The 15,204-nt window shown below is 65.8% G+C and carries 10 protein-coding genes; 3 read left to right on the top strand and 7 right to left on the bottom strand.

The window, feature by feature from the left end; translation table 11 throughout:
• The 4 genes from JQ633_RS16985 to JQ633_RS16970 form a co-directional block, all read right to left on the bottom strand.
• Entirely contained in the window at window positions 1-5,469 is a 5,469-nt protein-coding gene (locus JQ633_RS16985; protein WP_211986197.1) for an autotransporter domain-containing protein, read from the bottom strand.
• A gap of 267 nt (window positions 5,470-5,736) precedes the next feature.
• On the bottom strand, window positions 5,737-6,612 hold the full coding sequence (locus tag JQ633_RS16980; RefSeq protein ID WP_433995662.1) for a DMT family transporter: 876 nt from the start codon (window positions 6,610-6,612) through the stop codon (window positions 5,737-5,739).
• Between the two features lie 396 nt (window positions 6,613-7,008).
• On the bottom strand, window positions 7,009-7,848 hold the full coding sequence (locus JQ633_RS16975) for an aldo/keto reductase (protein ID WP_211986195.1): 840 nt from the start codon (window positions 7,846-7,848) through the stop codon (window positions 7,009-7,011).
• Between the two features lie 188 nt (window positions 7,849-8,036).
• A complete protein-coding gene (locus JQ633_RS16970; RefSeq protein ID WP_211986447.1) occupies window positions 8,037-9,518 on the bottom strand; it encodes an aldehyde dehydrogenase family protein in 1,482 nt (493 codons plus the stop codon).
• Window positions 9,519-9,635: 117 nt separating this feature from the next.
• On the opposite strand from JQ633_RS16970, the gene JQ633_RS16965 reads away from it, so the two are divergent.
• A complete protein-coding gene (locus JQ633_RS16965) occupies window positions 9,636-10,721 on the top strand; it encodes a substrate-binding domain-containing protein (protein WP_211986194.1) in 1,086 nt (361 codons plus the stop codon).
• An 85-nt stretch (window positions 10,722-10,806) separates the two neighbouring features.
• Window positions 10,807-11,544, top strand: a complete 738-nt coding sequence (locus JQ633_RS16960) for a glutamine amidotransferase (protein WP_211986193.1) — start codon at window positions 10,807-10,809, stop codon at window positions 11,542-11,544.
• A gap of 2 nt (window positions 11,545-11,546) precedes the next feature.
• Here the strand turns inward: JQ633_RS16960 and JQ633_RS16955 are convergent, their stop codons facing one another.
• The 3 genes from JQ633_RS16955 to JQ633_RS16945 form a co-directional block, all read right to left on the bottom strand.
• Complete coding sequence (locus tag JQ633_RS16955; protein WP_211986192.1) at window positions 11,547-12,002, bottom strand: DoxX family protein; 456 nt, start codon at window positions 12,000-12,002, stop codon at window positions 11,547-11,549.
• Window positions 12,003-12,063: 61 nt separating this feature from the next.
• Entirely contained in the window at window positions 12,064-13,422 is a 1,359-nt protein-coding gene (locus tag JQ633_RS16950; RefSeq protein WP_211986191.1) for an MFS transporter, read from the bottom strand.
• A gap of 61 nt (window positions 13,423-13,483) precedes the next feature.
• Complete coding sequence (locus tag JQ633_RS16945) at window positions 13,484-14,458, bottom strand: amidohydrolase family protein (protein ID WP_211986190.1); 975 nt, start codon at window positions 14,456-14,458, stop codon at window positions 13,484-13,486.
• A gap of 183 nt (window positions 14,459-14,641) precedes the next feature.
• On the opposite strand from JQ633_RS16945, the gene JQ633_RS16940 reads away from it, so the two are divergent.
• Window positions 14,642-15,193 (top strand): MarR family winged helix-turn-helix transcriptional regulator, encoded by a 552-nt coding sequence (locus JQ633_RS16940; protein WP_211986189.1) that lies wholly within the window; start codon window positions 14,642-14,644, stop codon window positions 15,191-15,193.
• The last annotated feature ends 11 nt before the right edge of the window (window positions 15,194-15,204 follow it).

Raw genomic sequence — 15,204 nt, 5'->3', positions numbered from 1 at the left:
TCACCATGAATAGCGCATAACACCCTTGCCGGCGTAGGATTGCGTCACGTCGGAAAATTCGCCTTCGAACGTCGCTGACGCCGACCAGCCATTACGCCATCTGACCTCGGCGGAGGCCGTGGTCAGCGCGGAATCGCGCGCCAGCGCCGCGCCGTTGACGACGAACGCCGCCCCGGGCAGCGCCTGGAACACGGCCGCGACGCCGCGATCCGGGTTGAAGTCGTGCGCCCATGCAACGCGCCCGCGCAGCGTCACGATGCCGCCCTCGACCGCGAACGACTTGTCGCTGCGCAGGCCGAGCTCGCTGCGGGTGTCGGTGACGCTTTTGGCGGTATAGTTCAGCGCAAAGGCACCGCCGCCGGAAACCACAGTCTCGACATAGTTCGGCAGGCTGAAGGTCGTGAACTGCGCCGCCCAGTACGGCGTCAGGCCCATCAACGGCGTCGCGTAGCGATAGCCGCCCTCGAGGCGGCCCGACCAGGCGTTGGCATTGAACTCGGCGCGCAGGTGGTCGACGCCCGCGGCGGTGACGATGCGATCGGTCGTGACGTCCTGCCAGCCATAGGCCAGCGCGCCGCTCAGATAGGCCGGCCCGATATTGTGGCGCAGGAACGCGCCGGCCTGGAACAGGTCGGAGCGGCCCCAGCCGAGACCGTTGACGCTGAAGCTGGTGCCGCCGCCGGCGAGCGCGAAGCCGGCCAGCGTGTTCGGCGACAGGCGGTAGTCGACGCCGACGGCCGTGCCGTAGACGCTGCTCGTGGTGTTGTTGGAGCCGAGCACCGCATTGCCGCTGGTGTTCTGCGAGCCGCCATAGCCGGCCGCCCACACGCTCCAGCGCTGGTCGAAATCGGGCGCGAGCGGCGGGGCCTTGCGGGCGATGCTGGCGAAGGCGTCGCGCGCATCGGTGTTGCGCGCGGCATAGGCGAGCGCAGCGCTCTCCTCGGCGAACGGAGTTGCCCCAGCGCCACCGCCAATGCCGCCGTCGCGGCCGGCGACGAACGGATCGGTCAGCAGCCCGAGGAACTGGCCCATCGCGTTGAAGGTCGCCTGCTGCGCGCCGGTTGCGCCCTCGCCCGAGGCTTGGGTCAGGCCGTTCGGCGACAGCCCGGTATAGGTCGCATTGATGCCGCCGTTGGCGTTGAAGAAGTTCTGCAGCGTGGTCGCGACGTTCTGCTGATTGATGTTGAGGTTCATCCGGCCGTAGTCGAGCGCGAAGTTCAAATAGGCATTGTTCGCGTCATAGCCGAGCGTCGCGACCAGGCCCGACGGCGCACCGGTCATATCGACGCCGCTGAAGGTGCCGTTGCGGCCGCCGGCCGCCGACAGGATGGTGTATTGCTTGGTGACCGTGCTGCCGGCGGCGATGGCGATGCCGACCGATCCACCGAGCGCGGCGCTGCCGCTGACCTTGGCAAGGCTCGACGCCGTCGAATTGATCGCGACCAGATAGAGCGCGCCCGACTGGAACGCGAGATTGCCCGATACCGTGAGCGAACTGCCCGGCGTAGCCGGCATGATGCCGGGCAGCAGGATGCCGCCGCTGGCGATGGTGGTGTTGCCGACCGTGCCGGTGCCGGTCAGCAGGCCGCCGGAATTCACCGTCGTCAGGCTCGACGACGCGATCGAGCCGTCGACCCGCAGGATGCCGCCATTGACCGTGGTGGCGCCGGTGTAGGTGTTGGCGGCCGACAGCACGGTGGTGCCGACCGCGCTTCCGGTATTGGCTAGCTGCAGACTGCCGGTGCTGCCGTTGCCGTTGGAGATGACGCCGGACAAATTCAGCACGGTGCCGTTGTTGTCGATGACGCCGCCCGCAGTGTTGATCTTGAACGCGTTGGCGAAGGTCAGGTTGCTGGCGCCATCGGTCTTGAAGGTGCCGCCATTCAGGGTCACCGCGCCGCTGCCGACCGAATTGCCATTGGTCACCTGCACGGTGCCCGCGGAAATGATGGTCCCGCCCGAATAGGTGTTGGTGCCTGCCAGGATCAGCGTGCCGCTGCCGATCTTCTCCAGCGCGCCGGCGCGGCCCGGGCCGCAGCACGGGTTGACGTCGGCGATCACGCCGCTGACCGAGGTCGAGAGGTTGTTGCCGCCGACGGCGAGCGTGTTGCCGGCGCCAATGTAGTAGCTGCCCGAGCCCGCGATCGAGCCGGCGCTGATGCGGCCGTCGCCGCTCAGTCCGCGGCTGCCGCCGAAATCGACAAAGCCGCTGCCGCTGGTGATGAACTGCGCGGCGCCGCCGGTCGAATTGTCCTGGAACGACGTCGCGCCGCCGGCGGTGGTGATGATGGTCATCGTGCCGGCGGTCGAGGTGCCGAGGAATGTGGTGCGGCCGCCGTCATTGGTCAGCGTGGTGATGCCGGATGTGTTGGCGTTTGCGATCGTGAAACGCCCCTGGTTGACCACCTCTCCGATGATCGCCGCGGTATGGGTCGCATCGCCGAGCACGAGGCTAGCGCCGGTGCTGATGGCGGTGCCACCGCTGTAGCTGTTGCTGCCGAGCAGCGCCACGGCGCCCGTACCGCCGGCTGAGCTGTCCCGCACGGTCAGCTTGCCGGCGCCGCTGCCGTCGGAAATGTTGCCGGCGATGGTCAGCTTGACGCCGTTGGCGTCGATCGCACTGCCGTTGGCCGAGCCGTTGATCGCAAAGTTGTTGGCGAAGAATACGTCGATCGTGCTGCCGGACTTGAACACCGCATTCTCGAGCGTCACGGCACCTGTACTGATCGCGCCGGCGTTGTCGGCCTGCACCGTCGTTCCACGGACCAGCGTGCCGCCGGTATAGGTGTTGATACCCGCCAACACGGTGGTGCCGCGACCGCCGCTCGCGTCGATCAGTTGCAACACGCCATTGCCGCCGTTGCCGTTCGAGATGCCCCCCGCGATCGTCAGCACGATGCCGCCATTATCGATGCCGCCACCCGTGGTGTTGATCTTGAAGTCGTTGGTGATGGTCAGATTGCTGGCGCCACCGGCCTTGAATGTGCCGCCGTCGAGCGTGACGGCGCCGGTGCCGACCGCACCGGCGTTGGTCACCTGGATGGTGCCCGCGGTAATGATGGTCCCGCCGGTATAGGTGTTGGCGCCCGACAGCGTCAGCGTACCGGAGCCGACCTTCTGGAGCGTGCCCGATCCGCCCACCGGCCCGCCGCAGCCGCACGGATCGAAATCCGCGATCAGGCCGCTGACCGTGGTCGAGAGATTGTTGCTGCCGACGGCCAGCGTGTTGCCGCCGCCGATGTAATAGGTGCCAGAGCCCGCGATCGAACCCGCAGTGATGCGGCCATCGCCGTTCAGCCCGAGGCTGCCGCCGAAATCGACGACGCCGGTCCCGCTGGTGATGAACTGCGCGTTGCCGCCGGTCGCATTGTCCGAAAAACTGACGAGGCCGCCGCTCTCGGTGGTGATGGTGGCGTTGCCGGCGGTGGCAAAGGCGCCAAAGCCCAGCAAGCTGCCGGAACGGTTGACGATCGTCGCATTTCCCGCGGTGGGCGCCTCGGTCGCGCTGAAGCCGCCCGAGCCGAAATAAAGGATGCCGCTGTTGTCGATCGTTGCGTTCGCCGCGGTGCTGTTCATGAAGAAGAAGGTGGTACCGCCGGCAGTGTTGACGATGTTTGCCGAGGCGGCCGACGAGAATTCGAGGAACTGCGTCGCGCCGAAATCGCGATTGGTGATCCTGGCTTCGCCCGCATTGGTGTGACCAAGGAACACCGCGGAGCCGCCATTGGAATTGTCGATCACGGCCTTTGCGGCGGTGCTGGTATCGCTGCCGCCGGGAGGCCCGAACGCGTCGCCGAACACGACGGTTCCGCCATTGGTGGTTGTGAACACGGCATTGCCGGCGGAGCTGGTGTCACGGAAAATCGTCAGAGCATTGTCCGACGTGAGCACGGTGGCGTTGCCCGCCGTGCTGCTGTCGCGGAATTCCGTGATGCCAAAATTCTTGGTGTCGAGTGTCGCGGTCCCGGCCGTCGTCGAGTTATAGAACGTCGTGGTGGCAATGCCGTTGAAGCCGTCATTGACGATCTTGGTGATGCCGCTGGTATTCGCGTTGACGATGTCGAGCTTGCCGTCGACCGCGATCTCGCCGAGGATCGAGGCGGTATGCGTGGCGTCGCCGAGCTGCAATGTCGCGCAATCGCAGATCGTGGTTCCCCCGGTATAGGTGCTGCTGCCGGTCAGCACCACGCGGCCGAGGCCGCCCGAATTGTCCAGCACCGTCAGCTTGCCGGCACCGTTGCCGTCGCCGATGTTGCCGGCGATGGTGAGCTGCACGCCGTTGGCGTCGATCGCGCTGCCGATCGCCGAGCTGTTGATCTTGAAATTGTTGGCGAAGCTCAGGTTGCCGACGCCCTCGGCCTGGAACGACGAATTGTCCAGCGTGACCGTGCCAGTGCCGACCGAGCGGTTGTTGGTGACGATGACGGTGGTATCGACCACCGTCGTACCGCCGGTGTAGGTGTTGTTGCCGGACAGCTGGATGCTTGAGAATCCCGACGCGCTGGAATCGATCAGGCGCAGCATCCCTGCACCGGCACCGTCCGCGATCACGCCCTGCAGATTGACCTGTGCGCCGTTCGCATCGACGGTCCCGCCGACAGCGTTGACCGCGACATTGTTGGAGAAGGCAACGCTGGAGACGGTCGGCGCCATCTGGAAGGTGCCGCCGTTGAGCGTGATGGTGCCGCTGCCCATCGAATCCGCGTTGGTCGCCTGTATCGTTCCGGCCGAGATCACCGTTCCGCCGGTGTAGGAATTGGCGCCCGCCAAGGTCATGGTTCCGGTGCCGACCTTTTCCAGCGAGCCGCCGCTCGGGATCAAACCATCGATGATGACACCGTCGACGGTGGTCGAGGCATTGTTGCTACCGACGATCAGCCTGTTCTGGCCGAGGCTGAAGGTGCCGCTTCCGGCGATCGAGCCAACCGTCAGCGTGTGGTCGTTGGCGGTCCCCGAACTGAACTCGAAATGCACGTTGGCGAGCGCACCCACGTTCGTGATGGCGGCGCCGGCAGGCGAGCTCTGGTTGAAGAACTCGACGGAGCCCGAGTTGATGATGCTGGCGCTCCCCGCACTGCTGTGGTCGTAGAACAGAAGCGAGAAGTTGTTCGTGATGCTCGCGGCGCCGGCGGTGCTCGAGTTGTGGAACTCGAGGCTCAAATTATTGGTGATGCTGGCACTGCCACCGTTCACGGTGATGCCCGTGCCGGTGAACGTCAATCCGCCAAAGGCGCCGATCGTGAAACCGTAGTTCGAAGCGCCCGGATTGAGGGTCCAACCGCCGACGCTCGTGAAGCTGTTGATCGAAATATTGCTGTTCGGCGAAGCGCCGAACGTGGCCGTGCCGGTCGGCACGATGCTAGGGGTCCAGTTCGCCCCCGACAGATAGTCGCTGTTCGCCGGGCTCGGCGAGCCGCCGACCCATGTGGCGTCCTGCGCAGATGCGGGTGTGACAACGCTTACGGCCAACGCGAACGACGCAGCAACAATCGATACCGCCGGCCGTGCATCGCCAAGCCGTCTGAAATGAGAACGCACCCGCCCCAAACCCCATTACTGCGCCGCCTTGCGCAGCGCCGGGTCAGGATAACATGCGGCATCTCGTTGTTTTGGCGTTTGTTCCGGAAATCCTGTCGAGCCAACCCCGAAAGCGGAACTTTAGGGCGTGCTGTTGCACTCGCGCAACGTTCGGAACGGCCGCGCTCTCAACCAGTGCACGATCCCCCGGTAACCAGGTCAGGCGTTAGGAGACGACTCGCCGGCCATGGTCAGCAACTGCGAGCGCCTGACGCGCTCGCGGTGGGCAGTGTAGAGGCCCGAGGCGACGATGAAGGCGGCGCCAACGATGGTCCATCCGTCGGGCAGTTCGCCGAACACCAGGAAGCCGAGGAAGCTGACCCAGACCAGTTGGGTGTAGGAGAACGGCGCCAGCACCGAAGCATCGCCGTAGCGGAACGCCAGCACCACAATCCACTGGCCCGCGGTAGACGCGACGCCGATCAGGATGCCGAACATCACGTCGTGCCAGGTCGGCGCGACCCAGACGAACGGCACCAGCGCCGAGACGATGAGGACACCCACGATCGACGAATACGCCATCACGGTCATCGGCCGTTCGCTGCCGCTCATCTTGCGGGTCAGGATCAGCGTGCCGGCCCAGGCGAACGCCGACACGATCGGGAAGAACGCCGCGGGATGAAACGCGGCGGTGCCCGGCCGCAGGATGATGAAGACGCCGAAGAGACCGACCGCGGTCGCGATCCACCTGCGCAGGCCGACCTTCTCACCGAGAAAGGCGATCGACAGCGCGGTGACGAACAGCGGCGAGACGAAGCTGGTGGCGGAGGCCTCCGCGATCGGCAGGAAGCTCAGGCCCGTGATGAACAGCAGCGATGAGCCGAGCAGCGCGGAGCCACGCAGCACATGCAGCCCGATACGGTTGCTCTGCAGCGCAAACAGCGGCGAGCCCGGCAGCATCGCCGGCGACATGATCAGCGCGAACACCACGAAGCGGATCCAGGTGATCTCGATCGAGGGCAGCGTCGATGAGAGATATTTTGCGGTGACGTCCGAGGTGCCGAGGAACACGGTCGACAGCAGGATCAGCGCAATGCCCTTGAACGGACGATCGGCGCGTGCCGCGGTCTTGCGTGCAACGTTCTTGGTCGCGACGTCTTTGTTTGCGACATCCTTGTGCGCGGCGTCCTTGAGCGCGACGTCCTTGAGCGCGGTGGAAGTCTTCTCGGGCAATGCAAGTGGAGCGCTGTCCAGCCTGGCGGCTGCGGCGGGGGGCGGAGTCACGGCAATCTCGATGGGCAAATAAAGCGATTTGTGCTGATGCCAGAGAACTCCAATTCCGCTGCAAGGACAATGCCCGAAAACGGGACTCCGATATGCGTCAGCGCGCGCGGCGGCCTGCCGCAGCGCGTGCGCGGCGTTAGCTGCAACAGTTTGTTAGGAATTGTGTGAGGCGGATCGGAAAGACGTTTCGACCGTGTGACGTCACATTCAGAGCATCGGCAACGAGCGCGGTTTTGGCCCGCGCGCGAATGCCTGGTCGAGCGCGTCGATCTCGCCGGCGCTGAGCTTGAGGTCGCCTGCCGCGGCGTTCTCAGCTGCATGTTCCGCACTTGATGCCTTGGGAATCGTCAGCACCGACGGCGCGCGGGTGAGGAAGCTCAGCGCCACCTGGCGCGGCGTCGCCTTGTGCGCCTGCGCGATCGATTGCAGCACCGCGCCGGCCTTGCTCGAGGCCGAGGGAAAATCATTGTGGCCGAATGGCGAATAAGCGACGACGGCGACGCCATGCTGCGCGCACCACGGAATCACGGCGTGTTCGATCGCGCGCTCCTGCAGATGATAGAGCACCTGATTGCAGGCGATCTTGTCCTCGCCCGCGACGTCGAGCAGTTCGTCGAGATCCTCGACGTCGAAATTGCTGACGCCCCAGGAGCGGATCTTGCCGGCTGCGATCAATTCATCGAATGCCGCGACGGTGTCCTCCAGGGGATAGGTGCCGCGCCAGTGCAGCAGATAGCAGTCGAGGCGATCGGTCTTCAGCCGCTTCAGCGAGCGCTCGCAGGCGGTGATGGTGCCGCGCCGCGAGGCGTTGCTCGGCAGCACTTTTGAAACCAGGAACACCTCGTCGCGCCGGCCGGCGATGGCGTCCGCGATCACGAGCTCAGCGTCGCCATACATCTCGGCAGTGTCGATATGCGTCATGCCGGCGTCGATGCCGCGCTTCAGGGCCGCAACCGCGGCCTTGCGGTCGCCGCGATCGAGATACCAGGTGCCCTGCCCGATCGCCGAGACCTGCGGACCGTTGTTCCCGAATGCCTTTGTCTGCACGATCGCCTCGTTCTGCACGTTTGGTTACGGCCCCACGCGGAACGATAAAGCAAACACGTGACAATGTCTCCACACCCAGATCGTCGTCCCTGCGAAAGCAGGGACGACAGTGAATTTGTGGTGCGCTCCCGCCACCTCAACGGCGCGGATCCGTCGATCCGCGCCTTGTCTGTCCGCGTTACGCGCGATCAAACGTTGAGGTTCATCCACACTGCCTTCGGCTCGGTGAAATTATCGAGCGCGGCGGTGCCGTGCTCGCGGCCGAGGCCGGAGTCGCGCTCGCCGCCCCAGGGCAGCCGCACGTCCGTGTAGCCATAGGTGTTGATCCACACCGTGCCGGCGCGGGCCTTCCTGGCAAAACGCTGGACGCGGCCGATGTCGGCGCTCCAGACGCCGGCGGCGAGGCTGTAGGCGGTACCGTTGGCGATGCGCAGCGCGTCGGCCTCGTCCTTGAACTTGATCACGCTGACGACGGGACCGAAGATCTCCTCCTGCGAGACCCGCATCTCGTGCGCGACATTGGCGAACACCGTGGGACGGATGAAATAGCCGCGGTCGCCGACGCGGTCGCCGCCGGTGGCAAGCTGCGCGCCTTCGTCCTTGCCGATCGCGACATAGTCGAGGATCGAGCGCATCTGCTTCTCGGAGATCACCGGCCCGAGCGCGGTGGCGCGATCCGCGGGATCACCGATGCGCAACGCTTCCGCGCGGGCGACCAGGCGTTCCACCACCTCGTCATAGACCTTCTCCTGCACCAGCACGCGCGAGCCGGCCGAGCAGACCTGCCCCGCGTTGAAGAAGATGCCGGACGCGGCGGCCTTGGCGGCGGCTTCGAGATTGGCATCGTCGAAGATCACGTTGGCGGACTTGCCGCCGAGCTCGAGCGAGACGCGTTTGAAGTTGCCGGCGGCGCCTTTCATGATGCCGCGGCCGACGCCGGGCGAGCCGGTGAACGTGACCTTGTCGACGTCGGGATGATTCACCAGCGCGTCGCCGACGACACGGCCCGGGCCGGTCACGATGTTGAGCACACCCTTCGGCAGGCCGGCCTGAAGCGCGAGCTCGCCGATCCGCAGCGCCGAGAGCGAGGTCAGCTCGGCCGGCTTCATCACCACGGTGCAGCCGCAGGCCAGTGCCGGCGCCAGCTTCCACATCCCGATCATCAGCGGGAAATTCCACGGCACGATCGCAGCGACCACGCCGACCGGCTCGCGCACCGTGTAGGTCAACGCGTCATCGCGCGTCGACACCACGTCGCCGCTGATCTTGTCGGCCCAGCCGGCGTAATAGGTCAGCGTGTCGATGGCGGCCGGAAAGTCCTGGCGCAGCACGCCGGAGATCGGCTTGCCGGCATCGAGGCTTTCGAGCGCTGCGATCTCGTCGGCGTGCTGTTTCAACAGCTCGGCCCATTTCAGCAGGATGTGGCCGCGCTCGGCGGCGCGCATGCTGCGCCACGGCCCCTCGAAGGCGCGGCGGGCGGCGGCGACGGCGCGCTCGACATCCGCCTCGTTGCCCTCGGCGACGGTCGCGATCACCTGCTCGGTGGCGGGATTGAGGGATTTGAAGCTGCGGCCGGACACTGAGCGGACGCGGGCGCCGTCGATCAGCAGCAATTCGTCCCTGACGGCCGGGACCTGGCGTTCGTGTCCATAGTCATATGCAACAGACATCATATTTCCTCCTGGTGTTGTGACTCAACCTAGGAGGCTTTCTGCTGCAGTAAATATGATATCTTGTGCCTATTGGCATACCAGTATATGAAGTTAACTTCATAATTGGTGGGTAGCATGCTGCAGATCGAGATCGAGACCGTCTGGCGATTTCGGAAAGAGAACTCGCCGCAGACCGCGGTGGTGATGCTCGGCATCCTCAACGAGATCAGGAAGACCGGGAAGATCACCAGCGCCGCCAGCGACGCGCATCTGTCGTATCGCCATGTCTGGAACCTGATCGAGCAGTGGACGGAATTCTTCGGCGTGCCGCTGGTCGAGACGCAGCGCGGCAAGGGCTCGAAGCTGACGCCGTTCGGCGAGAAGCTGGTGTGGGCCGGCGAGCGCATGCAGGCGCGGCTCGGCCTGCAGCTGGAAAACCTCGCGCAGGAACTGGTCACCGAGATCAAGCCGTTCCTCGAGCAGCGGCCCTCGGTGATCCGCGTCCATGCCAGCCACGGCTTCGCGGTGTCCAAGCTGCGCGAGTTCCTCGATCGCGAGAGCGGCATGGGGGTCGACCTGCGCTACGTCTCCAACCAGAACTCGCTGGTGTCGCTGGCGCAGGGCGCCTGCGATCTCTCCGGCGTGCATCTGCCGCACGGCGAGTTGCGGGCGCAGGGCATCAAGGCCTGCCGGGAATGGCTCGATCCGCGCGAGGACCGCGTGATCAATTTCGTCACCCGCGAGATGGGATTGATGGTCAAGCGCGGCAATCCGCTGAAGATCACCTCGCTGAAGGATCTGGTCGAGCGCAAGGCCCGCTTCGTCAACCGCGACCACGATTCCGGGACGCGGCTGCTGTTCGATCAGTTGCTGGCGCTGCACAAGATTCCCGAAAGCAAAATCAACGGCGCCCAGCAGATGGAGTTCACCCATGCCGCGGTCGCCGCCTATGTCGCCAGCGGCATGGCGGATGCGAGCTTCGGCGTCGAGGCGGCGGCGCGGCAGTTCGGGCTCGACTTCATCCGGCTGCTCACCGAGGATTACTTCTTCGTCTGCAAGCGCGCGTTCCTGGAGACCGAGCCGATGCAGCGCGTGCTCGACATCATGAAGAGCAGCGCGTTCCACAAGGCGGTCGGCGCCCTGCCCGGCTACGTCGGCTCGAACACCGGCGCCGTCAGCGGCGTGAAGGATTTTCTCGAAAAGATGCATTCCGCTAGCTGATCCCGTGCGATCCCGGGTTGCTGGACTCGGCGCGCCGACACGCGCTATATTTCATATTATACAACGAAAAGACTGGACGTCACAGATGCGACCACGCCGTTCCGCCATCGCCATCCGCCATGTGGCTTTCGAGGATCTCGGCCTCCTGGCCCCGATCATGGAGCGCGCGGGCTGGAATGTGTCGTTCTGCGACGCGCCGGTCGACGACCTCTCCGATCCCGCGATCAGGGATGCCGACCTGCTGATCGTGCTGGGCGGTCCGATCGGGGTCTACGAGACGGACAACTATCCGTTCCTCACCACCGAGATCGTGCTGCTGGAGCGCCGGCTCGCCCGCGGGCTGCCGACGCTCGGCATCTGCCTCGGCGCCCAGCTGATGGCGCGCGCGCTCGGCAGCCGCGTGTTCCCGGGCGGTGTGAAGGAGATCGGCTGGGGCACCGTCGACCTGACGCAAGAGGGCAAGTCATCCAGCCTGCGTGCGCTTCAGACTGAAGTGCTGCACTGGCATGGGGACACGTTCGATCTGCCCGGCAGCGCGGTGCGGCTCGCATCCAACGCCAACTACCAGAACCAGGCCTTTGCGCACGGCCGCAATGCGCTGGCGCTGCAATTCCATCTCGAGGCCGACCCGCGGCAGCTCGAGGAATGGTACGTCGGCCACGCCGCCGAACTGTCGGCGGCGAAGGTCTCGATCCCCGAGTTGCGCGCCACGACACAGAGGCTTGCACGGCCGGTCGCCGCGCAGGCCGAGCAGGTGTTTGGCGACTGGCTTTTGGGCATCGCACAGCCGGACGGCGCGCTGCGCTACAGCGCAGGCGCGTAGAGTCAGGAGCCCGCACCCGGCTTGCTGCCCGCATTGACGGCATAGCTGCCGGGTCCGTAGCAGGCGATCATGGCGAGCGCGCCGAGCAGGCCGAGGTTCTTCAGGAAGTTGATGGTCTGGGTCACGACCTGCGCCTCGGGCGCGGCCCAGAAATTGTGAAACATCAGCGTCGCGGCGATCGTGAACAGGAACAGCGCAATGGCCGCCGGCCGCGCGAACAGGCCGAGCAGCAGCGCGATGCCGCAGCCGAGCTCGACCGCCGTCGCGCCGGCCGCGAGAACCGAACCGATGCCGTCGGCGCCGCCGAGGCGCGCGGCGGTCGCGGAGAACGCCCTGAGCTTGCCGGTGCCGCTGTAGAGAAACAGCGGCGCGACGGCGAGGCGGGCAAACAGCAGGACGAGGGAGTCGGGCAGCCCGGCCGCCTTGGCGCCTACCGAAATTTGGGTGGAACTGGACATTAGCGGTTTCCTTTCAGCAAGCATCGCCTCGGTGCGTTGGTCGACATGACAGATGATCCCGTCACTCTGCCGGCGCGGTGTCGACCGCGGCCGGCCGCGGCGCGGCGGCGAGGCTGAGCGATCCGATCGCCACGGCGCCGACGATCGCAGCGCCGCCGATTGCCCAGAACACGACGTCGGGGCCGCCGGTCGTCTGTTGCAGCAGTCCGATCACGAAGGGACCGAGGATCGCGCCGACGCGGCCGACGCCGAGCTCCATGCCGACGCCGCTGGCGCGCAGCAGCGTCTCGTAGGACCCGGCGGTGAAGTTGTTGAGCACGTGCTGGGCGCCGATGATGCAGAAGCCGGCGATCGCGACGATGGCGAGGTTGACGCCGTGGCCGCTGACGAACACCAGCGCCAGCACCGCGATGCCGCCGCAGAGCCACCATGTGGCGAGATAGCGCGGCGTGGCGAACAAATTGCGGTCGGCCAGCATCGCCAGCGTGAGGCCGCCGACGAACGACATCGCCTGCATCAGCGCACCGAAGCCGAACGAGGCCGCGAAGGTCTCACCGCGCTTCTGCATCACCGTCGGGATCCACCCGGTCAGGCCGAAGATCGCGAATAGCGAGAGGAACGCCGTGATCCAGATCGTCAGCGAGACGCGGCGATAGCGCGGGCTGAGCAGCGCCGCAATCGGGTTCGGTACGCTCGCGGCATCGGCCGTGACGAAAGTCGCGTCACGATAGGCCGCCGCCCGTTCCGGCCGCAGCCGCGCCAGCAGCGTACGCAGCTCCCCGGTGCGCTGCCGCGCCGCCAGGAATTGCGGGCTCTCGGGCAGCAGCGCGTGGGCGACAAAGGTCAGCGGGATCGACAGCGCGCCGAGATAATACAGGATCTGCCAGCCGTAGTGCGGCGTCAGATAGACGCCGACGAGGCCGGCGCAGACGCCGCCGAGCGACCAGCCCAGCGTCACCCCCCACAGCGAGAACGCGTTGCTGACCCGGCGCGGCGCCAGCTCGTTGACGAACGTCGTGCCCAGCGGCAGCAGCACGCCGAGCCCGAGACCGGTCGCAAAGCGCAGCGTGCAGAAACTCCAGAAATCGTTCGCCACCATCGCGGTCAGCAGCGTGAAGATATTGACGACCCACAGCCCCGCCAGCAGCGTGCCGCGCCGGCCGAGCCGGTCGGCGACGCTGCCGTGCCCGATCGCGCCGAACAGGAACCCGACGAGGCCCGAGCTCACCAGCAGGCCCGCCTGGCTCGGCGACAGCCCCCAGGGTTTCGCCACGTAGTGGATGACGTAGGCCGGGTTGAACGTGTCGTAACCATCGAACAGCGTGATCAGCGTGATCAGGACGCCGAGGATCTTGTGCAGCCGGCCGATGGCCGCGCCGGACAATTCCTCGTGCACGTCGATTGCGGACGAAGTGCTCACGATTTCCTCCATGTGAAATGATGATGCGCCCTGCTCTCGCGGCAGGTTGAACTCGCTGGTGCTAGAACTTGAACAGCCGGAGCGCATTGTCGCGGCCGATCTTGAGGCGATCGCCTTCGGAGATGGTCGCGGTGTCGAACCACTCGGCGGCATGGTCGATGTTCTCGAACGGCCAGTCGGCCGAGAACAGGATGCGGTCGGCGCCGATCTCGAGCATCGCATCGATCAGGGTCTGGGTGCGGAAATTGCCCGATGTCGTGATGTAGAAGTTCTCGCGGAAGTAATCGGCGATCTTGCGTTTGGCCGGATAGACGTTCTGGGCCCGCATCCACTTGTTGTGGTTGTCGACGCGCCACATCGAATACGGCAGGCCCTCGCCCATGTGACCGACGATGATCTGCAGCCGCGGATGGGCATCGAACAGGCCGGAGCCCATCAGGCGCAGCGCGTGCACCGCGGTTTCCTGGCCGAACGCCCAGGTCGGCCCCATCAGCCAGCGATGGCCGTCGTAGATCGCGGCATCCTTCGCGAGCGGATTGCGCGGATGCAGATAGAAGGGAACGTCGAGACGCTCGACCTCCGACCAGAACGGCCAGAACTCCTTGCGGTCGTAGTAGACCGCACCGTCCTGGCCCGCGACCTCGCTGAAGCCGTTGACCAGCGCGCCGCGGAATTTCAGCGCGCTGACGCAGCGCTCGAGCTCGCGTGCCGCGGCCTCGGGATCCTGCATCGGCAGCGCGGCGAGGCCCTGGAAGCGAAGCGGCCGACGCGCCGCCTGCTCGGCGAGGAAATCATTGGCGCGGCGCGACAGCTCCAGCGCGCGGCTGCGGTCGGGGATGGCCTGGATCGCCGGCGCGTTGAGCGACAGCAGCATGATCTCGATGCCGTGCGCATCCATCTCCGCGAGGCGGCGGTCCTGGATGTCGAGCAGGCGAGCCTTGAGCTCGGTCCAGTCGTCGGCCGGCGAGAAACCGGCGCTGTCGCGCAGCGTCTCCTCGATGGCGAAATGCTCCTCCAGCGCGATCTTTCCCTGCATGGCGTCGTCCTTTCCGCCTCCCGGCTCGTTTCCGTGTTGACAGGAGAAAACATCCGGTCCAAATATTTGTCAATGAGAAAGTTGCATTTGCAAATGATTTATATGCAAATATTGCCGATGCGAAGACCGCTGGCTATTCCGGGCGACGATCTCCCGCCAGGAATCAAGCCCGGACCTAAGCCCATGTACCGATTTTCGAATTCGCTTCCCTATCTGCTCGCGCGGCTCGGCGTGCGGATGGGCGATCTGTTCGTGCGCGTCATCCGTCACGAGAAGTTGACGCTGCCGATGTACCGCGTGCTCGCCGCGCTATCCGAGCAGGGACACGCGCTGCGGCTCGGCGAGATCGCGGAGCTGACCTCGGCCGACGTCTCGACGCTATCGCGCATCGTTGCCGACATGAGCCGCGCCGGCCTGCTGACGCGCGACCGGCCGGAGAACGACCAGCGCAGCCTGCAGGTCGCGCTGACGCCTGAAGGTGCCGCGCTGGCAAACCGGCTGATGCCGATCGCCCAGTACTACGAGGAGGTCGCCACCGGCGCGATGTCGGCGAAGGAAGCCGCCGAGCTCAAGCAGGTGCTGGTCGAGCTCTACAAAAATCTCGACCGGCTCGAACACGAGGTCGAGGCCGGGCTGATCGAGGTGCCCCCGGCGGCGACGTCGAAAGAGACGCGCGAGACGAAGCCGGACGCCAAGGGCAGCGCCGGCCGGCGGCGCAAGGTACCGAGGAAATAGACCAACACAGG

This window comes from Bradyrhizobium tropiciagri, from assembly GCF_018130505.1.
GTDB classification, from domain to species: Bacteria; Pseudomonadota; Alphaproteobacteria; order Rhizobiales; family Xanthobacteraceae; genus Bradyrhizobium; species Bradyrhizobium tropiciagri_B.
Note: the sequence above shows the minus strand (reverse complement) of the source record. Positions and strands in the feature narration are given on the sequence as shown.